The 18,236-nt window shown below is 70.9% G+C and carries 17 protein-coding genes and 1 tRNA gene; 6 read left to right on the forward strand and 12 right to left on the reverse strand.

Going from position 1 to position 18,236, the window contains the following annotated elements; genetic code table 11:
• Positions 1–123: 123 nt before the first annotated feature.
• Positions 124–945, reverse strand: a complete 822-nt coding sequence (locus F1C12_RS06575; RefSeq protein WP_185277989.1) for an LmeA family phospholipid-binding protein — start codon at positions 943–945, stop codon at positions 124–126.
• A 4-nt stretch (positions 946–949) separates the two neighbouring features.
• Positions 950–2,653 carry an arginine--tRNA ligase gene (gene argS, locus F1C12_RS06580; RefSeq protein WP_185277990.1) on the reverse strand — a complete coding sequence of 568 codons (1,704 nt, stop codon included), beginning with the start codon at positions 2,651–2,653 and terminating at the stop codon, positions 950–952.
• Positions 2,654–2,750: 97 nt separating this feature from the next.
• On the opposite strand from argS, the gene F1C12_RS06585 reads away from it, so the two are divergent.
• Together F1C12_RS06585 and F1C12_RS06590 are read left to right on the forward strand one after the other, a co-directional pair.
• Positions 2,751–3,362, forward strand: a complete 612-nt coding sequence (locus F1C12_RS06585; protein WP_185277991.1) for an iron ABC transporter ATP-binding protein — start codon at positions 2,751–2,753, stop codon at positions 3,360–3,362.
• Positions 3,363–3,432: 70 nt separating this feature from the next.
• Positions 3,433–3,505, forward strand: a tRNA-Arg gene (locus F1C12_RS06590).
• A gap of 93 nt (positions 3,506–3,598) precedes the next feature.
• Here F1C12_RS06590 and F1C12_RS06595 read toward each other — a convergent pair.
• From F1C12_RS06595 to F1C12_RS06615, 5 genes are all read right to left on the reverse strand, one after another.
• A complete protein-coding gene (locus F1C12_RS06595; protein WP_185277992.1) occupies positions 3,599–4,501 on the reverse strand; it encodes a trypsin-like serine peptidase in 903 nt (300 codons plus the stop codon).
• A gap of 124 nt (positions 4,502–4,625) precedes the next feature.
• The gene (locus F1C12_RS06600; protein WP_185277993.1) at positions 4,626–4,895 is read right to left on the reverse strand and encodes an HPr family phosphocarrier protein; all 270 of its coding nucleotides are present in this window, start codon (positions 4,893–4,895) and stop codon (positions 4,626–4,628) included.
• 38 nt (positions 4,896–4,933) lie between these two features.
• Entirely contained in the window at positions 4,934–7,009 is a 2,076-nt protein-coding gene (locus F1C12_RS06605; RefSeq protein ID WP_185277994.1) for a PTS fructose transporter subunit IIABC, read from the reverse strand.
• A 55-nt stretch (positions 7,010–7,064) separates the two neighbouring features.
• The gene (locus F1C12_RS06610) at positions 7,065–8,030 is read right to left on the reverse strand and encodes a 1-phosphofructokinase (RefSeq protein ID WP_185277995.1); all 966 of its coding nucleotides are present in this window, start codon (positions 8,028–8,030) and stop codon (positions 7,065–7,067) included.
• Positions 8,027–8,812, reverse strand: coding sequence for a DeoR/GlpR family DNA-binding transcription regulator (locus F1C12_RS06615; protein WP_185277996.1), 786 nt, complete (start codon positions 8,810–8,812; stop codon positions 8,027–8,029). Before F1C12_RS06615 ends, F1C12_RS06610 begins: the two co-directional genes overlap by 4 nt.
• A gap of 130 nt (positions 8,813–8,942) precedes the next feature.
• Between F1C12_RS06615 and rlmC the strand changes: the two genes are divergently transcribed.
• On the forward strand, positions 8,943–10,067 hold the full coding sequence (rlmC, locus tag F1C12_RS06620) for a 23S rRNA (uracil(747)-C(5))-methyltransferase RlmC (protein WP_185277997.1): 1,125 nt from the start codon (positions 8,943–8,945) through the stop codon (positions 10,065–10,067).
• A 68-nt stretch (positions 10,068–10,135) separates the two neighbouring features.
• On the opposite strand, the gene msrA is transcribed toward rlmC, so the two are convergent.
• The 4 genes from msrA to F1C12_RS06640 all read right to left on the reverse strand — a co-directional run bounded on the left by msrA (position 10,136) and on the right by F1C12_RS06640 (position 13,448).
• Positions 10,136–10,648, reverse strand: coding sequence for a peptide-methionine (S)-S-oxide reductase MsrA (msrA, locus tag F1C12_RS06625; RefSeq protein WP_185277998.1), 513 nt, complete (start codon positions 10,646–10,648; stop codon positions 10,136–10,138).
• Positions 10,648–11,124 carry a peptide-methionine (R)-S-oxide reductase MsrB gene (gene msrB / locus F1C12_RS06630; RefSeq protein ID WP_185277999.1) on the reverse strand — a complete coding sequence of 159 codons (477 nt, stop codon included), beginning with the start codon at positions 11,122–11,124 and terminating at the stop codon, positions 10,648–10,650. Before msrB ends, msrA begins: the two co-directional genes overlap by 1 nt.
• Before the next feature lie 103 nt (positions 11,125–11,227).
• The gene (locus F1C12_RS06635) at positions 11,228–12,043 is read right to left on the reverse strand and encodes a type IV toxin-antitoxin system AbiEi family antitoxin domain-containing protein (protein ID WP_185278000.1); all 816 of its coding nucleotides are present in this window, start codon (positions 12,041–12,043) and stop codon (positions 11,228–11,230) included.
• Between the two features lie 193 nt (positions 12,044–12,236).
• A complete protein-coding gene (locus tag F1C12_RS06640) occupies positions 12,237–13,448 on the reverse strand; it encodes a mechanosensitive ion channel family protein (RefSeq protein ID WP_185278001.1) in 1,212 nt (403 codons plus the stop codon).
• Between the two features lie 173 nt (positions 13,449–13,621).
• Here F1C12_RS06640 and F1C12_RS06645 point away from each other — a divergent pair, with 173 nt between their 5' ends.
• Entirely contained in the window at positions 13,622–14,617 is a 996-nt protein-coding gene (locus F1C12_RS06645) for an SDR family oxidoreductase (protein WP_185278002.1), read from the forward strand.
• 42 nt (positions 14,618–14,659) lie between these two features.
• Here F1C12_RS06645 and F1C12_RS06650 read toward each other — a convergent pair whose 3' ends face one another.
• Complete coding sequence (locus tag F1C12_RS06650) at positions 14,660–15,472, reverse strand: CPBP family intramembrane glutamic endopeptidase (protein WP_185278003.1); 813 nt, start codon at positions 15,470–15,472, stop codon at positions 14,660–14,662.
• Positions 15,473–15,675: 203 nt separating this feature from the next.
• On the opposite strand from F1C12_RS06650, the gene F1C12_RS06655 reads away from it, so the two are divergent.
• Both F1C12_RS06655 and F1C12_RS06660 read left to right on the forward strand, forming a co-directional pair.
• Complete coding sequence (locus tag F1C12_RS06655) at positions 15,676–16,824, forward strand: ROK family transcriptional regulator (protein ID WP_185278004.1); 1,149 nt, start codon at positions 15,676–15,678, stop codon at positions 16,822–16,824.
• A gap of 77 nt (positions 16,825–16,901) precedes the next feature.
• Entirely contained in the window at positions 16,902–18,233 is a 1,332-nt protein-coding gene (locus F1C12_RS06660; protein WP_185278005.1) for an ABC transporter substrate-binding protein, read from the forward strand.
• Positions 18,234–18,236 lie beyond the last annotated feature (3 nt).

The following is an 18,236-nucleotide window of genomic DNA, read 5'->3' on the forward strand; positions in this document are numbered from 1 at the left end:
TACGACGAGTGGGGTTCTCTCTGGCGAGCGGACCCGGATTGGCCCCTGAAGCCGTTGGAGAAAGAACGAACGGTGGAGAAGTTGCATGAAGTCTATCGAGCGCCACGCACCTGCTTCGCCGTGTTACGAGCAGCTCCCCTTGCTGTGCAGGAACTTCTCGTCCATCACGAAGTTCGAGGCGGTGAGCGTGACGGTGGCGCGATTCGGCGTGACGCGGATGTCGCTGACCTGCACCCCGTCGGGGAGGTACTGGGCCGCGCACAGCGGGAACGGACCCGACGCGGTGAGCGCCTGGATCAGCTTCGTGATGCTGACGTTGCCCGCCCCGGCCGAGACGCTGGCCTTGCCGGGCGTGAGCAGGACGGTGCTCCCGTTCGCCTTGGCGGTCGCGCTCACCGTGTAGTCGACCGGGAGGCCGAGCAGGTCGATCGTGCCGTCGTAGCCGAGCACCCCGTCGCCCAGGGTGATGTCGCCCTTGGCGCCGGGGATGGTGACGAGCTTGTTCAACGAGTCCTGCGAGATGCTCAGCGTGCCCGTGGCCGACTGGATCGGCTTGCTGAAGTCCGTCGGCACTCCTGTGGCGTGAATGGCCGCGCTCAGCGGGGCGCCGTTGACGGTCGCGTGCGGCGCCACCAGGTCTACGTCCGAGAAGCTGCCCTCCAGAAACTGCGCGAGCACGGAAAAGCCGCCGATGTGCACGGTGACGTCGGCCTTCACCGTGTCCGGCAGGTTCTTCTCGATCTCGGTCGCCACCCGCTGCTCCGCGACCGCGCGCGTCACGGCGTCGGCGACCACCAGCAGGAGGACGACGACAACGACCGGGATCACGATCCAGAGCACGGTCTTCAGCCAGCGCGGCCGGCGGCGGCGCGGAGGCACAGTGGCGGCTCCCGCCGGCTGCTCGCCGGCCAGGACCTCGGTGGGCTGATCGCGCTGGTCGCTCATGCCGTCACATCCGCTCCGGAGCGGACACCCCCACCAGCGCCAGGCCGTTGCGGACGACCTGGCCGGTCGCGTCGTTCAGCCAGAGGCGGGTGCGGTGGGCGTCGGTGATCGGCTCGTCGCCGTGCGGCAGGACGCGGGTGGATCCGTCGCGCACGGCGTACCAGGCGTGGTACAGCCCGGCGAGCTCCTCGATGTAGCGCGCGACGCGGTGCGGCTCGCGCAGCTCCGCGGCCTGGGCGATCACGCGAGGGAACTCCTGGAGGCCGCCGAGCAGGGCGCTCTCGGTCTCGTGCGTGAGCAGTTCCGGCTTGAAGACGCTGCGGTCGACGCCCGACTTGGCGGCGTTCGCGGCCACCGAGCGGGTGCGGGCGTGCGCGTACTGCACGTAGTAGACGGGGTTCTCGTTGCTGCGCTTGGTGAGCAGGTCGAGGTCGATGTCGAGCTGCGAGTCGGTCGAGGAGCGCACCAGCGAGTAGCGGGCCGCGTCCACGCCGACGGCGTCGACCAGGTCGTCGAGCGTGACGATGGTGCCGGCGCGCTTGGACATCCGGACCGGCTCGCCGTCCTTGACCAGGTTGACCATCTGGCCGATCAGGATCTGGAGGTTGACGTGCGGCTCGTCGCCGAACGCCTCCACCATCGCCATCAGCCGGCCGATGTAGCCGTGGTGGTCGGCGCCGAGCATGATGATGTTCTGCTCGAAGCCGCGCTCGCGCTTATCGAGGTAGTAGCCGAGGTCGCCGGAGATGTAGGCGGGCTCGCCGTTCGAGCGAACGACGACGCGGTCGCGGTCGTCGCCGAAGGTCGTGGTGCGCAGCCAGATCGCGCCGTCGGCCTCGAAGATGTGGCCGAGCTCGTCGAGACGCTCGATGGCGCGCTCCACGGCGCCGGACTCGTGCAGGGAGTCCTCGTGGAAGTAGACGTCGAAGTCGACGCCGAACGCGTGCAGCCGGTTCTTGATCTCCTGGAACATCAGCTCGGTGCCGAGGCCGCGGAAGACCTCCTGCTGCTGCTCGCGCGACAGCGCGGCCAGGTCGCCGATCTCCGGGTCGGCCGCGGCGCGGGTCGCGACCTCGGCCGCGATCTCGCCGATGTAGGCGCCGCCGTAGCCGTCCTCCGGCGTCGCCTCGCCGAGGTAGGCGGCGAGGAGGCTGCGCGCGAAGCGGTCGATCTGCGAGCCGTGGTCGTTGAAGTAGTACTCGCGGGTGACGTCGGCGCCCGCGGCCTGCAGGATGCGGGCGAGGCTGTCGCCGACGGCCGCCCAGCGGGCGCCGCCGAGGTGGATCGGGCCGGTCGGGTTCGCGGAGACGAACTCCAGGTTGACCAGAAGGCCGTCGTAGAGGTCGCCGCGGCCGTAGGCGTCGCCGGCCTCCACGATCGTCTGGGCGAGCTTGCCGGCGGCCGCGGCCTCCAGGCGGAAGTTGATGAAGCCGGGACCGGCGACCTCGGCGGACGCGACGCCCTCGATGCCGTCCGCGCCCTCGGCGATCTCGGTCGCGAGCTCGCGCGGGTTGGCGCCGAGCCGCTTGGCGAGCCGCATCGCGACGTTGGACGACCAGTCGCCGTGCTCGCGGTTCTTCGGGCGCTCCAGCGGGATGTCCTCCGCGGTGATCGTGAGCTCCTGGATGCTCTCGTCGGCCTCGCGTCGGCGGCTCACCACGGTCGTCACGATGGCGAGCAGGGCGGCGGAGAGGTCATCGGGAGTCATAGAGAAATAGTCTAATGGCGCTCCAAGCCTTCCTCTTCCGGCTCTTGATAGGGTGCGATGCGACACCGCCGGGACGACACGGAAGACGCACAACCGCATGCAGCAGCACACAGCACGGACCCTCGCCGCCCTCGCGATCGCCGCAGCCGCCGTCACGCTCGTGGGCTGCACGCCGTCCGCGAAGCCGAACGCGACGGCCTCCTCGTCCGCGCACGCGGGCGGATCGAAGGCCGACCCCGCCGCGACGCCCACGCCGACCCCGACGTCCACGGTGCCTCCGACGCCGGTCACGCTGACCTGCGCCCAGGTCGTGACCCCCGACCAGGTCTACGCGTACAACCCGAACTTCACGACCGATCCCGGCTACGCGCCGGGCGACGGGACGCTGGAGAAGCAGGTCGCGGACTGGAAGGGCGTCACCTGCGCCTGGAAGAACCAGACCAGCGGCGACGTCGTCCAGATCGCCGTGGCGATGCCGCCGTCGGACAAGCTGGAGGGTCTGAAGAACACCGCCATCACGGTGGCCCAGCCGGTTCCCACCTACGGCACGCCGCCGCAGGTGGAGGGCTACTTCAAGCCGGGCACCGCCGGCCAGGTGCAGATCTTCCGCGGCACGTACTGGGTGGTCGCGGAGTCGACCGCGTTCTTCGAGCCGGGCGACGCCGCGCCGCTGATGCAGAGCGTGCTGGGCAACCTGCCCGCGAGCTGACCCGCGCCGCCGGCGCGCCGCTCTGGACGGGCGCCGCGCGAAAGGATGCTAGCCTGGACGGGCACTCCTGGCCCCCATAGCTCAGGGGATAGAGCGTCTGCCTCCGGAGCAGAAGGCCGTAGGTTCAAATCCTACTGGGGGCACCGAAGACAAGCTGGGGGCACCGAAGACAAGCTGAGGGCACCGAAGACAAGAAGGAAGCCCCCTCCCGCCGCGGGAGGGGGCTTCCTTCGTTCTCAGAGACTGCCGACCGCGTCCCGGAGGGTGAAGACGGCCGCGGGCAGCGGCGACGCGTAGATCGCCGTCCCCGCGCACGTGTCGCCGACGCCCGGCCCGCTCTCGCACCGGGACGTCACCGCCCAGACGGAGCCGGTCCCCGACGCCTGCACATCCTTCAGCCAGGGGCCTCCGCTCGCGCCCTGGTTGAAGGCGCAGGCCGCACGCGCGTCGGGCGTGTAGCTGTTCTCCCGGGTCGTGGTGACCTCGCAGTGCTGGGCGGTCTGCCCGGTGTACGGCGCTCGCGCCGGGTAGCCCCAGATCCTCGTGTTCGGCACGACGTGCCCCGTCCCGGCCGCGAGGGCGTTGGCGCCCACCCGGCTCACGATCTGCTCGCCGTTGCTCGCGGCGAGCCGGACGAACGCGTAGTCGTGGTCCCACTTCTTGCTCTGCGTCCACTCGGCGGACGCCCGCGCCGCCGTGCCCGACCAGTAGCCGTGCGCCGACGGTCCGTCGCTCCAGCCCGGCGCGAACAGGAAGTTCCCGTAGTACGCCTTCCCCGGTCCGCCCGGATGCACGCAGTGCGCCGCGGTGATGACCAGGTTCTTCGACGCGCTGTTCACGACGGCGGCGGTGCAGGACCCGTCGCCGGTCGGGGTGCGGAAGAACAGCCTCCCGACGGTCGCCGTGCGGGTGACGACGGTGCCCAGGGCCGCGCGGGAGGCTTCGTCCGCCTCCTGCGCCAGGTCCTCCACCGCCCCGGTCCGGGTGTGCTGCTCGGGAACGGCCGCCCGCAGCCTCTCCTCCGACCAGTAGCCGTGCGGGTCGATCCGCGGCTCCGCCGCCGACGACGGCACGGGACCGGCCGCCGCGAGTGCGACCGTCACGGCGATCGCGCCGAGTGCCTGAGTGAGCGTACGCATCCTGTTCCCCCTTCCCGCTCCCCGCGTCCCGGTCGGACGCCGCGTGCGGAGCGGTCGTCCCCTTCGACGCTAGGGCGGGGAGCCCGCGGGCCGCGTCGGCCGCGGGACGGGTCGGGGTCGGTCGCTACTCGGCGTCGAGATCGGTCTCCAGGAGGGCGACGAGCTCGTCCAGTGCGACCTCAGCGCCAGGGGCGTCCGACTTCAGGGTCACGACGGTTCCCTTGCTCGCGGCGAGCCCCATCAGGGAGAGGATGCTGCCCGCATTGAGGTCGGGGCCGTCGCCGGCGGCGATGGTCACCGGGATGCCCTTCTCCTGGACGGCGGTGACGAACAGCTTGGCGGGGCGGGCGTGGAGCCCGGAGGCGCTGGCGACGGTGGCGGTGCGCTGGGTCATGGTCCTCTTCTTCGTGGTCGTGGGTGGTGTGGACGGGGTCAGGCGGCGACGGTCGCCGGGACGGGCTGCTCGGCCTCCGCCGGGGCGGGCTTCGCGACGCGGGGCGCCGCGAACCGCTTCAGCCCGACGACGAGGACGGCGGTGACGAGGGTCCCGGCCGCGAGCGCCACGAGGAAGCCCCAGACCGGGTCGATCGCGAAGAACACGAAGATCCCGCCGTGCGGAGCGCGCGATCCGACCCCGAAGGCCATGGCCAGGGCTCCGGCGACGGCGCCGCCCGCGAGGTTGGCCGGGATGACTCGCAGCGGGTCGGCCGCGGCGAACGGGATCGCGCCCTCGGAGATGAAGGACAGGCCCAGCAGCCAGGCGGCCGCGCCGTTCTCCCGCTCCACCTGGGTGAATCCGCGGCGGTAGAGCACGGTCGAGGCCAGCGCCATGCCGAGCGGCGGCACCATCCCGGCGACCATGACCGCGGCCATGATGTGGAAGCTGGCGTCGGTCTGGGCCGCGAGGCCGGCGACCGCGAACGCGTAGGCCACCTTGTTGACGGGGCCACCGAGGTCGAAGCACATCATCAGGCCGAGGATGACGCCGAGGAAGATCGCGCCGGCTCCGGAGAGTCCGTTCAGGAACGCGGTGAGCTGGGTCATCAGCCAGGCGATCGGGGCGCCCAGGATGAGCAGCATCAGGCCCGAGGCGATGATCGAGGCGCCGAGCGGGATGATCACGACCGGCATCAAGCCGCGCAGCCAGCGCGGCACGGCCGGGCGGCCGATCAGCCACGCGGCGTAGCCGGCCAGCAGGCCGCCGATCAGGCCGCCGAGGAAGCCCGCGTTCATGAACACCGCGATCGCTCCGGCGACGAAGCCCGGTGCGATGCCCGGCCGGTCTGCGATCGCGAACGCGATATAGCCGGACAGGGCAGGGACGAGGAAGCCGAGGCTCACGCTGCCGATCTCGAACGCGATCGCGCCGAGGTAATAGCCGAGGCCTTCCGGCGGAAGGTTCCAGATCGCGTAGTGGGTCAGCGTGTACACGGCGTTGTTCATGCCGGAGCTGCCGTGGGCGAGCGCGATCCCGTAGCCGCCCAGGAACGGCAGGAAGCTGATCGCGATGAGCAGGCCGCCGCCGGCGACGAACGGGATCATGTAGCTGACACCGGTGAGCAGGATGCGCTTGAGGTTGGCGCCCCAGGACAGCGTCGCCGCCGGGGAGGCTGTCGATGCGGAGCCGGACGCCGTGACGCGCGCACCGTTCGGGTCTCCCGCGACGGCGACCGCCTCGGCGATGAGCTGGTCGGGCTGCTCGATGCCGCGCTTGACGGTGGAGCGCACGACGGGCTTGCCGGCGAAGCGCGCCTCCTCGCGCACATCCACGTCGTTGGCGAAGATGACGGCGTCGGCGTCGTCGATGATGCTCTGCGGGATGGCCTGGTAGCCGCTGGAGCCCTGCGGCTCGACGGTCAGGGCCACGCCGTTCTTGGTGCCGGCCGCGGTGAGCGCGTCGGCGGCCATGAAGGTGTGGGCGATGCCGGTCGCGCAGGAGGTGACGGCGACGATGCGGGCGGGGCGGCCGTCGATCCGGAGGGCGGCGTCGGCGTCGGCCGGACCGGAGGCTGCTGCGGTGACGGGCTCCGCTGCGGCGGCCGGCTTCGGCTCCCCCTCGCCGATGGCCTCGTCCACGAGCGCCACGACGTCCTCGGGAGACTTCGCTGCGCGCAGACCCGCGGTGAACTCCTCGGTCATCAGGCTGCGCGCGAGCTTCGACAGGACGGCGAGGTGGGCCTCCGCCGCGTCCGCCGGGGCCGCGATCAGGAACACCAGGTCGGCGGGACCGTCCGGCGCGCCGAAGTCCACGCCGGGCTGCAGCCGCGCGAATGCGAGCGTCGGGACTGTCACGGACGGGCTCTTGGCGTGCGGGATCGCGATGCCGCCGGGGAGGCCGGTCTCGTCCTTCTGCTCGCGGGCCCACGCGTCGCGGTACAGCGCGTCGGTGTCGTCGGCGCGGCCCTCCGCGACGACGCGGGCTGCGAGGGCGCGGATGACGTCGCTCTTGTCGCCGACCGCGCCGGCGTCGAGGCTGACGAGGGCTGGGGTGATTGTCTTCAGTGACATGGTGTCCTCCAGGTCGGGGGATGAACTCCGGGAGATGGATTCCGGGTTCGCGGGTTCAGGGGTGGAGTGCGGCGACCTTGAGGTCGCCGGTGGGCAGGTCGGCCGGTCGGGGCGCCTGGGTGCCGGGCAGCGAGGCCGCGGCCGAGCCGTAGCGGATCGCGTGGACGAGCCGCTCGGAGGGGGTGGCTCCTGCGACGTCGGCCAGCAGGTAGCCGGCCAGCGCGCTGTCGCCTGCGCCGACGGTGCTCCGCACGCGGATGCGCGGGGCGTCGGCCACGAAACCGCCGTCGGCGGTCACGAGGACGGAGCCGAGGGCGCCGAGCGTGACCAGCGCGGCGCCGGCCTGCTCGGGGACGAGCGTGCGGGCGACGGCGAGGACCGCCGTCGGCAGCTCGCCGGACTCGCCGAGCTCCCCGGACGTGAATGGGGAGCCGGTGAGCTCGGCGAGCTCGTCCTCGTTGGGCTTGATGAGGTCGGGGTGACCGTCGAAGACCGCGGCCCGCAGGGCCTCCCCCGACGTGTCCACCGCGATCAGCGGCGCGGCCTCCGCCCAGCGCTCGCGCACGGCGCGGATCACCGTCACGTAGAAGTCGTCGCCGGCCCCGGGCGGGAGCGACCCGGCGAGCACGAGCCACCTGGCGCCGGCGCAGGCCTCGACGACGGCCTCCACCAGTGCGGCGGCGTCGCCCGCGTCGAGGGCGGCGCCGGGGAGGTTCAGCTTGGTGGTGACGCCGGCCGGGTCGGTGATGGTCAGGTTGGCGCGCGCGTGGCCGTGGATGGCGACCGTGCGCACCGGCACCCCGGCCGTGCGGAGCACGACGCCGAACGGGTCGTCGGCCGCCAGCGGCAGCACCGCGAGCGCGGGCACACCGGAGGCCGCGACGACGCGCGCCACGTTGATGCCCTTGCCACCGGCGTCCTCGCGCGACGACGCCGCGGACTGGACCTCGCCCGGGCGCAGCGTTGCGCTCAGCGTGACGGCCCGGTCGAGGGACGGGTTGGCGGTCAGGGTGACGATCATGCCTGCACGACCTCGACTCCGGAGGCGGCGAGCGCGTCGGCGAGCTCGCCGTCCGGCGCGCGGTCGGTGACCAGGACGTCCACCGCGTCGAGCGCCGCGAACGAGACCAGCGACTCCTGCTGGAACTTGGTGGAGTCCGCGACGACGACCACCCGGCGCGCGGCCCGGACGATGGCCTCCTTGACGGCGGCCTCCTCCGGGTCCGGCGTGCTGAGGCCGAAGCCGGCGGAGACACCGTTGACGCCGACGAAGACGATGTCGGGCCGCAGCGACTGGATGGAGCGGACCGTGGCCGCGCCGACCGCCGCGGCGGTGACCCCGCGGATCCGTCCGCCCACGACGGTGAGGGCGACCCGGTCGGCCGCGGCGAGCGCGGGAGCCAGGGTGAGCGAGTGGGTGACGACCTCCGCCTCTCCCCCGGTCGCGGAAAGCCGCGCGGGGAGGAGCTGGGCGACGGCCGCCGTGGTCGTGCCCGCGTCGAGGTAGAGGGAGCCGCGGAAGCCGTCGCCCAGGACGTCGAGGGCGCGGGCGGCGATGCGCTGCTTGGTGTCGGCGCGGAGGCCGGTGCGTTCGAAGACGGAGGCCTCCGCGGTGCTCACCCGTTCCAGGGCGACGGCGCCGCCGTGCACGCGGCGCAGGGCTCCGGCGGTCTCCAGGGCGTCGAGGTCGCGGCGGACGGTCTCGGTGGTCACCCCGAACCGCTCGGCGAGCTCGACCACGGCGACGCGGCCCTCCTCGAGCAGCAGCCGCTCGATCAGCTCTTGACGCTCCGTTGCATACACGCGAGGCCTCCTTTGGTTTCCCACACATTACAACACGAAACAACATCTAGCAAGAGAATTCTTTGTTGCTTTTCCTGCGTTCTCACGCGGACGTGTGGGAATCCCCACGCCACGTACAATCGTTCGCGGAATGGACTGCTCGTACTTCGACGCCGGCGTGTGCCGCTCGTGCACGCTGATGGGCGTCCCCTACGCCGAGCAGCTGGCCGGCAAGGACCGGCACTCCCGCGAACTCCTGGCGCCGTTCGGCGATGCGGCCTGGCTGCCGCCGGTCGCGAGCGCCGAGTCCGGCTATCGCAACAAGGCGAAGATGGTCGTCTCCGGCACCGTCGACGCGCCGACCATCGGCATCCTGGACGAGGCAGGGCGCGGTGTCGACCTGCGCGAGTGCGGGATCTGCGCGCCGGGCGTGCGGGCGGCGCTGCCCGTGCTGGCGGACTTCGTGACGCGCGCGCGGATCGAGCCCTACAGCGTCCCCGACCGCCGGGGCGAGCTGAAGTACGTGCTGGTGACCCTCTCCCCCGACGACGAGCTGATGGTGCGCTTCGTCGTCCGCTCGGAGGTGGCCGTCGGCCGCATCCGCGCCCTGCTGCCCGAGCTGCTGGCGGCGCTGCCGAACGCCAGGGTCGTGACCGCGAACCTCCAGCCGGAGCACAAGGCGGTCGTCGAGGGCGACCGCGAGATCGTGCTGACAGCGGAGTCGTCGCTCGTGATGCGTGTGGGCGGCATCCCGCTGCGGCTGCGCCCGCAGAGCTTCTTCCAGACCAACACCGCCGTCGCCGAAGCGCTGTACGCGCAGGTGGCCGCCTGGGTGGACGAGGTGTCGCCGGCGAGCGTGTGGGACCTGTACTGCGGCGTCGGCGGCTTCGCCCTGAACGTGGCGGCGCCGGGGCGCCGGGTCGTCGGCGTCGAGACCAGCACGGAGGCCGTGCGGAGCGCCCGCGCGACGGCTTCAGCCGCGGGCTTGCCGCTGGTGGCCTTCCGGGCGGGCGACGCGACCGGGTTCGCGCTCTCGGCGAAGACCGCGCCGGAGCTGGTGATCGTCAACCCGCCGCGGCGCGGCATCGGCGCCGAGCTCTCCGGCTGGCTCGAAGGCTCCGGCGTCCCTCACGTCGTCTACTCGAGCTGCAACCCGAAGAGCCTCGCGCACGACCTGGCGCGGATGCCGTCGTACCGGATCCGCACCGGCCGCGTCCTCGACATGTTCCCCCAGACCGGGCACCAGGAGGTCGCAGTGCTGCTCGACCGGGTCTGAGCCGCACCCTCCGAAACGGCACGAGGCCCGCGTCATTTCTGACGCGGGCCTCGTGATCTTCGGGCGGACTAGCTCGCCGCGGCCTCCCGGCGCGGCAGCTTCCAGTCCGGGCGCGCGAAGTGGCAGGTGTAGCCCCACGGGATGCGCTCCAGGTAGTCCTGGTGCTCGGGCTCGGCCTCCCAGAACGGCCCGGCCGGCTCCACCTCGGTGACGACCTTGCCCGGCCAGAGACCGGAGGCGTCGACGTCCGCGATGGTGTCCTCGGCGACCCGGCGCTGCGCGTCGTCCTCGTAGTAGATCGCGGACCGGTAGCTGGTGCCGACGTCGTTGCCCTGGCGGTTCTTGGTCGACGGGTCGTGGATCTGGAAGAAGAACTCCAGCAGGTCACGGTAGCTGACCTTCTCCGGGTCGAACTCGATCTCGATCGCCTCGGCGTGCGTTCCGTGGTTGCGGTAGGTGGCGTTGGGCACGTCGCCGCCGGTGTAGCCGACGCGGGTGCTCACGACGCCGGGGCGCTTGCGAATGAGGTCCTGCATGCCCCAGAAACATCCTCCGGCCAAGATGGCCTTCTCGGTCGTCATCAGTGGTTCTCCTCGGTGTTGTCGTGCTGGTCGTTCTCGAAAAGGTGGCGGTAGCCGCTGTAGCCCTGCTCGTCCAGCTCGGCGAGCGGGATGAAGCGGAGGGCGGCGGAGTTGATGCAGTAGCGCAATCCTCCCGCCTCTGCGGGCCCGTCGTCGAACAGGTGGCCGAGGTGGCTGTCGCCGTGGGCGGAACGCACCTCGGTGCGGACCATCCCGTAGGTGCGGTCGGTCTTCTCCACGATGTTGCCCGGCTCCACCGGCACGGTGAAGCTCGGCCATCCGGAACGGCTGTCGTACTTGTTCACTGACGCGAAGAGCGGCTCCCCCGACACGATGTCGACGTAGAGCCCCGCCTCGTGATTGTTCCAGAACTCGTTGCGGAAGGCCGGCTCTGTGGCCGCCTCCTGGGTGACCGCGTACTGCGCGGGGGTGAGCCGCGCGACGGCGTCCTGGCTCTTGCGGTAGTCCTGTGTCACGTTTCCTCCTGAGTGCGGCGAGCGCTGGCTGCGGCGCCGTCAGTAAGGAGAACAGCGGAAGGGGCCGGGTTGGTCCCTGGGTTGCTGTGAGTTCGCTGAGGGGCTACGCCTGCTCGAGAATGCGGTCGATCGCTGCCTCCACCCTGTTCCAGTCCTCCATGACTTGGCGTGCGGTCACCCTGAGCCGGCGGGCTCCGCGCTGCGCGAGCGCGGAATCCCTCAGCCGGTCGCGCTCGAACGAATCGGCGTCGCTGTGGAAGGCGTAGCCGTCGATCTCCAGGTACAGTTCACCGTCGATCCGCATGTCCACGCGGCCGACGCCGCGGACGTGCGTCTGCTGCTCGACCAGGCGCCCTCCCCGCTCCAACCGCTGCCTCACGACCGACTCGACCCCGGAGTCCGATCCCGGCCGCGCCAGCGCCCCGCGCTCTCGCGCCGCCTTCGGCACGTCCTCCAGGATCCGTCGCAGACCGGACGGGCTCACGTGCCCAGACGCGAGTGCGGTGTCGAACGCGGCGACCGCCGTCTCCTCGTCCGCGCACCGCGCCACCGACCGCAGGCAGTCGGCGAGCGACACCCGCCAGAGCTCGGGATGCGCCTCGACCGGCCTCCAGTGGCAGGTCAGCCCAGGGGGCGCGCGACGGGACTGGGGCGAAAGCGTGACGTGTGTCCGCCGATCCGTCCCGGACCACAATCCGTAACTGGCGCAGGCCGTCACGCACGACAGGCGGGCTCCCGCCCGGATGGCCTCCAGTGCGGCCCCGTCCATGAGCGGCGAGACGTACACGCCCTTTCGCACGCGGTCGAGCGCTCCACCGCGCACAGCGCGCCTCAGATCCTCTGGAGTCGCACCTGCCATCCGGAGCTGATGGGTGGTGGCTGCGCCACCGAGTTCTCTGAGCCGATTCATCCAGGTCATGGAATGATCCTGGGCGCGACAGGCCGCGGGCGCGGCCCGTTGCGCGGATCCGTGGATAAGTCGGCACCGAGTGTGCTTGGGGTGGACAGGAGACACGATCCGGATCTCCTTCCGAAGGGGGTTCGGAAGGAGATTCGAAGTGAGTCGCGCGCAAATCTCCTGTTTGCGGGGGGAGGCAGGAGGCGGGGCCGGGTCAGTCGTCTGCCGGGTCGGCTTGGCGCTCGTCCGTCCGCGCCGGGTCTTGCACGACGGGGATGGCGTCGGTGAACTGGGAGGCGCGCTGCTCCTTCTCCGGGGTGCCCCCGAACAGGCGGCCCTCGGCCTCCTGGGCGGTGCGGGCGCGGGCGCTCGGCACCGTCTGCTCCGGCGCCTCCACGAGCTCCACGCGCTTGCGCGGCAGCGACGCGTCCGAGTAGCGCTGCATCCAGTCGATCAGGCGTTCGCGCACGTGGCAGCGCAGGTCGAACAGCGTCGGAGCGTCCTTGCCCGTCACCAGTACGCGCACGCGCACCCAGCCCAGCGTCGCGTCCGTGACCTGGAGGACGCCGGTGCGGCCGTCCCACAGGTCGGTGGCGGCGAGGATGCGCTGCAGCTCGGAGCGCATCCCGGACGGGGACACCCGCCAGTCGAGGTCGAACTCCACGGAGCCCAGCAGCTCGCTGTGCTGGCGCGTCCAGTTCTCGAACGGCTTCGTCGTGAAGTAGGTCGACGGCAGCACCAGGCGGCGGTCGTCCCAGACGTGCACGACCACGTAGGTCAGCGTGATCTCCTCGATCGTGCCCCACTGCTGCTCGACCACGACCACGTCGTCGATGCGGATGGCGTCGCTGAAGGCGAGCTGGATCCCCGCGAACAGGTTCGCCAGGCTCGACTGGGCGGCGACACCGGCGATCACACCGATGATCCCCGCCGACGCCAGCAGACTCGCACCGGCCGCCTGCAGCACGGGGAAGGTCAGCAGGATCGCGGCCAGCCCGATCACGACCGCCGCGACCACGGTCAGCCTCCGCAGGACCAGCACCTGCGTGCGCACCCGGCGGGCGTACCGGTTGTCCGGGACGTCGACCCGGTAGCGGGCCAGCCCGAGGTCCTCGGCGAAGACCGCGAGCGCCGCGAGGAACCAGGTCCCTGTCGCGATCGCGAGGATCAGGAAGGTGTGCTGGATGACGCCTGTCCAGTCCAGCGGCACGTCCAGCGGCAGCGTCAGCGTGACCGCGATCCACAGCACCATCACCGCCAGGAAGAGCCGGAACGGCACGCGTGCACGCTTCACCAGCAGAGCGGGCCATTGGCGATGACGGCCGACGCCGCGCAGGATCAGGCCGACGATCGCCGTCACCACGACGGCGACGACGATCGCGGCGACGCACGCGATCACGAGCGATGGCCAGGTTCGCAGAGGCATGGCGGGAGGACTCCTTCCCTCGTCTGCCGGGTGGACGACCTGCACTGTACGCGGGGCGCGACGGGACCTTAACCTCGCAGCCGGGAGAGCGTTAGTCTGGGTCGTCTGGGGGCGTGGTCGGCGACGGCCGCGAAACCTGTGCGGAACCGCCGGCAACGATGCGAGGAGCAGGGATGACAGCGACACGGACACTCTTCATCGGCGGCACGGGGGTCATCAGTTCCGCATGCGTCGCCCGGGCCCTCGATCAGGGCCACGAGGTCACGGTCGTCAACCGCGGGAACAGCGAGCTGCGTCCGCTGCCCGACGGCGTCGAGGTGCTGCACGCCGACATCCGCGACCCGGAGAGCGTGCACCGCGTGCTCGGCGAGCGCAGTTTCGACGTCGCCGCCGAGTTCCTGGCCTTCACGCCCGAGCACATCCGCACGGACTTCGACCTGTTCGAGGGCAGGGTCGGCCAGTTCGTGTTCATCTCCTCGGCCTCCGCCTACCAGACCCCGCCCGCGCGCATGCCGGTGGTCGAGTCGACGCCCCTGCGCAACCCGTTCTGGCAGTACTCCCGCGACAAGATCGCCTGCGAGGACCTCCTGGTGGAGGCGTACCGCGAGCGCGGCTTCCCGATGACGATCGTGCGCCCGTCGCACACCTACGACCGCACGATGATCCCGACCAGCGGGCACTGGACCGACTTGGAGCGGATGCGGCGCGGCGCCCCCGTCGTGGTGCACGGCGACGGCACCAGCCGGTGGACGATCACCCACAACACGGACTTCGCCGTCGCGTTCGTCGGGCTGCTGGGCCGCCCGGAGGCCGTGGGCGACTCCTTCCACATCACCTCCGACGAGGCGCCGACCTGGGACCAGATCTACTGCTACCTCGCCGAGGCGCTCGGCGTGGAGGCCGAGCTGGTGCACGTGGCGAGCGAGACCATCGCGGCCGTCATCCCGGACCTCGGCCCGGGGCTCCTCGGCGACAAGGCGCACTCGATGCACTTCGACAACGCCAAGGTGAAGGCGCTGGTGCCCGAATACCAGGCCAGGGTCACGTTCGCGCACGGCGCAGGCGAGATCGTCGACTGGTACCTCGCCGACGCGTCCCGGCAGCGGCTCGACCCGGACCTCGACGTCGCGTTCGACCGGCTCGTGGAGCACGCGCGCTCGGTGGTCTGAGCGCCGCCTCCGTTCGGCCCCTCATCCTCGCGCCGTCTGAGGTTAAGCGGCGGCCTTCTCTGTGGTCTCGTGGGCGGCCGGCACTGCGGTGCGCTCGCTCACGCCTCGGAAGGTGAAGGCGACCACGATGAGCCCGAGGATTCCGGCGATGAGGTTGATCGCGCCGGCGAGCGCGGCCAGCGGGCCGGGGGTGCCGTGGCCGACGGCGAAGGTGGAGAAGTCCCAGAACCCGTGCAGGACCATCGCCCAGATCAGGGTGCCGGTGGTGCGGCGCAGGATGTAGAACACCGTCCCGCCGAGGAACGCCAGGCCGACCTGCTGGATCGTCAGTCCCAGGGATTGGCCGCTGAGCGCGTTGATCAGGTGCATCAGCCCGAACGCGGCGGAGGTGATGAACCACACCCAGGGCTCGGACAGGCGCGAGCGCAGTCCGACCAGGAGCAGACCACGGGTGGTCATCTCCTCGGTGAAGCCGACCAGCAGCAGCACGATGGAGGCGGCGAAGAACCCGCCGTCGTAGGAGGCCCAGTCGGTGCTGAGCAGGTTGATGACGAGCGCGACCACCATCACCGCGGGGACGAAGATCGGCCAGCGGTGGTGGCTGTGCTGCCGGTCGAACAACGCCGGCCGCCACCAGCCGAGGAGACTGGCGGTCACGGCCAAGAAGATGGTGCCGATGATCAGCGAGAGCCCGGCGCCGAGGAACAGCGTCCCGCCGTTCTTGCCAAGGTCTGTGTATGGAACACCGGCCAGGAGCTGGACGACGTAGACCAGGAGGACGTAGGCCACCCAGATCGCCAAGCCGATCCAGACTCGGGGACGGACGCGGTAGGACACGGGTGCGGCATCGCTCATCGGGCGAACCTTCCAGATCTCAGGACAAGCACGAAGCGGGCTTGCTGAATCTATCGGTTCTGACAGGAATACCGCATCTCCTCACGCCGTCGTCGCGAGCCGCTGCCAGGTCAGTTCTCAGGAGAGTTCTCGTTTGCCTCTTTACTATAAAGAAAGTTTCCTGATACATTCGGCCCATCAATCGTTCCGACGAGGGGATGACAATGGCCGACCGACCCGTCCGGGGAACCCCGGGGTGGCTGCGCGAGACCAACGACCGCACGGCGCTCGCCCTGCTGCTGGAGCACGGCGTGCTGACCCGCACCCGGATCGGCGAACTGTCCGGGCTCTCGAAGCCCACCGCGGCGCAGATGGTCTCCCGCCTGGAGACGGCCGGCCTCATCCACGTCGTCGGCGAGGTCTCCGCCGGACGCGGCCCGAACGCGGCGGGCTACGCCGTGCGCACCGACCGGATGCTCGGCGTCGCGGTGGACATCGATGCGACCTCCATCCGCTCGACCATCGTGGATGCGGCCGGGGGCGAGCACCCCATCGCCGTCACCCCGCTCGCCGCCCGGACGCCGGAGGCCGACCTCCGGCTGGCGATCGAGGCCGCGTGCGAAGCGGCGGGAGTCGACGCCGACCGCGTGCGCGCCGTGTGCGTCGGCGTGCAGGGCGCGCTCGACCCGCGGACGGACGAGCTCACCTACATCGAGACCCTGCCCGGCTGGCCCAAGCAGGGCATCAGCCGCCGGCTGGAGGACGCCCTCGGCATCGCGGTCCACATCGACAACGACGTGAACCTCGCCGCGGTCGCCGAGCGCACCGACGGCGCGGGAACCGAGGCCGGCGGCTTCGCGCTGCTCTGGATGGGCGACGGCCTCGGTCTCGCCGTCGACCAGGCCGGCGCGGTGCACCGCGGCGCCTCGGGCGGCGCAGGCGAGATCGGCTACCTCCCCATCCCGCGCTCGGCCGCGGACCTCGACCCGGAGGCCGCCGACCTCCAGGACCTCATCGGCGGCCCGGCCGTCGCGCGGCTCGCGGCCGCCCACGGACTGACCGACGACCTTCAGGGCGACGCCGCCGCCCGGGGGGAGCTGGTCGCAGAGCTCGCCGCGAGGGTCGCCGTCGGCGTCGTCCCCGTCCTCGCCCTGCTCGACCCGGAGCTGGTCGTGCTCGGCGGCCCGACCGGCGCCGCGTGCGGCCCCCGGCTCGCCGAGCTCGTCGCCCGCGAGCTGCGCGACGCCTGGGGCGAGCGCGCCGTCGTCGCCACCGGCGTCGCCACCCATCCCGTCCTCCGCGGCGCACGCGAGCACCTCCTCGGCGAGGTGCGCGAGGCGCTCTTCGACGAGGTGTCGCGCATCGCCGTCTGAGGCGACGCCGGCGCTTCGCACCACCCGCACCACACCCGTCCACCGAAATCACGAGAAGGATCAGCGAGGAACCACCCGTGAAACACCGTCATCTCATCGCAGCCGCCGCTGTCGCCGCGGCCGCCGCCCTCACCCTGGCCGGCTGTTCCGGCGGGTCCAGCGGAGCGTCGTTCCAGGACAGCACGCCGTCCGACCTCTCCGGCACCGTGTCGTTCTGGCACTTCTTCTCCGACCGGGAGGCCAAGGTCATCCAGTCGGTCGTCGACGACTTCGAGAAGAAGTACCCCAAGATCAAAGTCGACGTGCACTCCGGCCAGGACGACGAGAAGCTGCAGAAGGCCATCGCCACCGGCAGCAAGGTCGACGTCGGCCTCTCCTACTCGACCGACATCGTCGGCAACTTCTGCTCCAACGGCGCGTTCCGCTCGCTCAACAAGGTGATCGATCGCGACAAGGTCGACATGAGCCAGTTCAGCGACACCGTGAAGTCGTACACCGAGTTCAAGGGCAACCGCTGCGCGATGCCGATGCTCGCCGACGTGTACGGCCTCTACTACAACAAGAAGCTGCTCCAGGCGGCCGGCTTCACCGAGCCGCCCAAGACGCTGGGCGAGCTGGAGACGATGGCCGACAAGCTGACCACGCTCAACCCCGACGGCTCGATCAAGACCCTCGGCTTCAACCCGACCATGGGCTGGTACGAGAACTCGGCCGCACATTACGGCCCGGCCGCGGGCGCCGAGTGGCTGAAGGCCGACGGCACCAGCGCGATCTCCTCCTCCCCCGGCTGGAAGGAGCTGATCCAGTGGCAGAAGGCCTACGTCGACAAGATCGGCTGGGACAAGCTCAACGCCTTCACCTCCGGGCTCGGCCAGGAGTTCTCTGCCGACAACGCGTTCCAGACCGGCCAGGTGGCGATGAACATGGACGGCGAGTACCGCACCGCGTTCATCGACGACCAGGCGAAGGGCCTCGACTACGGCACCGCGCCGTTCCCGACCGCCGACGACCACACCGACCTCTACGGCGGCGGGTACATCACCGGCAACATCATCGGCATCTCCAAGGGCTCGAAGCAGCCGGAGCTGGCCTGGGCGCTGCTGAAGTACCTCACCACCGACACCGACGCGGTGGTCAAGCTGGCGAACGGCCTGAAGAACGTGCCCACCACGAAGGACGCGCTGGCCTCCCCGAAGCTGGAGGTCTCCCCGCAGTTCAAGACGTTCCTCGACATCTCGTCGAACAAGAACGTGATGACCACGCCGGCCAGCCCGCTCGGCGCCGGCTACCAGAACACCTTCCAGGACTGGTGGAACAAGTACCAGAGCCAGGGCGGCGACATCGACGCCGGACTGAAGTCGGTCGACAAGCAGATCAACGACGCCCTCGCCCTCTCGAAGGGTCCGTGAGCT

The sequence above is a fragment of the Leifsonia shinshuensis genome (assembly GCF_014217625.1).
Taxonomy (GTDB): domain Bacteria; phylum Actinomycetota; class Actinomycetes; order Actinomycetales; family Microbacteriaceae; genus Leifsonia; species Leifsonia shinshuensis_A.

What these genes read in the sequence shown, in the direction of transcription:
- F1C12_RS06585 (WP_185277991.1), top strand. Translation starts at nt 2,751, where the DNA reads ATGCAGCAGCACACAGCACGGACCCTCGCCGCCCTCGCGATCGCCGCA.
- argS (WP_185277990.1), bottom strand. Translation starts at nt 2,653, where the DNA reads ATGACTCCCGATGACCTCTCCGCCGCCCTGCTCGCCATCGTGACGACC.
- F1C12_RS06610 (WP_185277995.1), bottom strand. Translation starts at nt 8,030, where the DNA reads ATGATCGTCACCCTGACCGCCAACCCGTCCCTCGACCGGGCCGTCACG.
- F1C12_RS06650 (WP_185278003.1), bottom strand. Translation starts at nt 15,472, where the DNA reads ATGAGCGATGCCGCACCCGTGTCCTACCGCGTCCGTCCCCGAGTCTGG.
- F1C12_RS06575 (WP_185277989.1), bottom strand. Translation starts at nt 945, where the DNA reads ATGAGCGACCAGCGCGATCAGCCCACCGAGGTCCTGGCCGGCGAGCAG.
- F1C12_RS06640 (WP_185278001.1), bottom strand. Translation starts at nt 13,448, where the DNA reads ATGCCTCTGCGAACCTGGCCATCGCTCGTGATCGCGTGCGTCGCCGCG.
- F1C12_RS06600 (WP_185277993.1), bottom strand. Translation starts at nt 4,895, where the DNA reads ATGACCCAGCGCACCGCCACCGTCGCCAGCGCCTCCGGGCTCCACGCC.
- F1C12_RS06655 (WP_185278004.1), top strand. Translation starts at nt 15,676, where the DNA reads ATGGCCGACCGACCCGTCCGGGGAACCCCGGGGTGGCTGCGCGAGACC.
- msrA (WP_185277998.1), bottom strand. Translation starts at nt 10,648, where the DNA reads ATGACGACCGAGAAGGCCATCTTGGCCGGAGGATGTTTCTGGGGCATG.
- F1C12_RS06645 (WP_185278002.1), top strand. Translation starts at nt 13,622, where the DNA reads ATGACAGCGACACGGACACTCTTCATCGGCGGCACGGGGGTCATCAGT.
- F1C12_RS06595 (WP_185277992.1), bottom strand. Translation starts at nt 4,501, where the DNA reads ATGCGTACGCTCACTCAGGCACTCGGCGCGATCGCCGTGACGGTCGCA.
- F1C12_RS06635 (WP_185278000.1), bottom strand. Translation starts at nt 12,043, where the DNA reads ATGACCTGGATGAATCGGCTCAGAGAACTCGGTGGCGCAGCCACCACC.
- F1C12_RS06605 (WP_185277994.1), bottom strand. Translation starts at nt 7,009, where the DNA reads ATGTCACTGAAGACAATCACCCCAGCCCTCGTCAGCCTCGACGCCGGC.
- rlmC (WP_185277997.1), top strand. Translation starts at nt 8,943, where the DNA reads ATGGACTGCTCGTACTTCGACGCCGGCGTGTGCCGCTCGTGCACGCTG.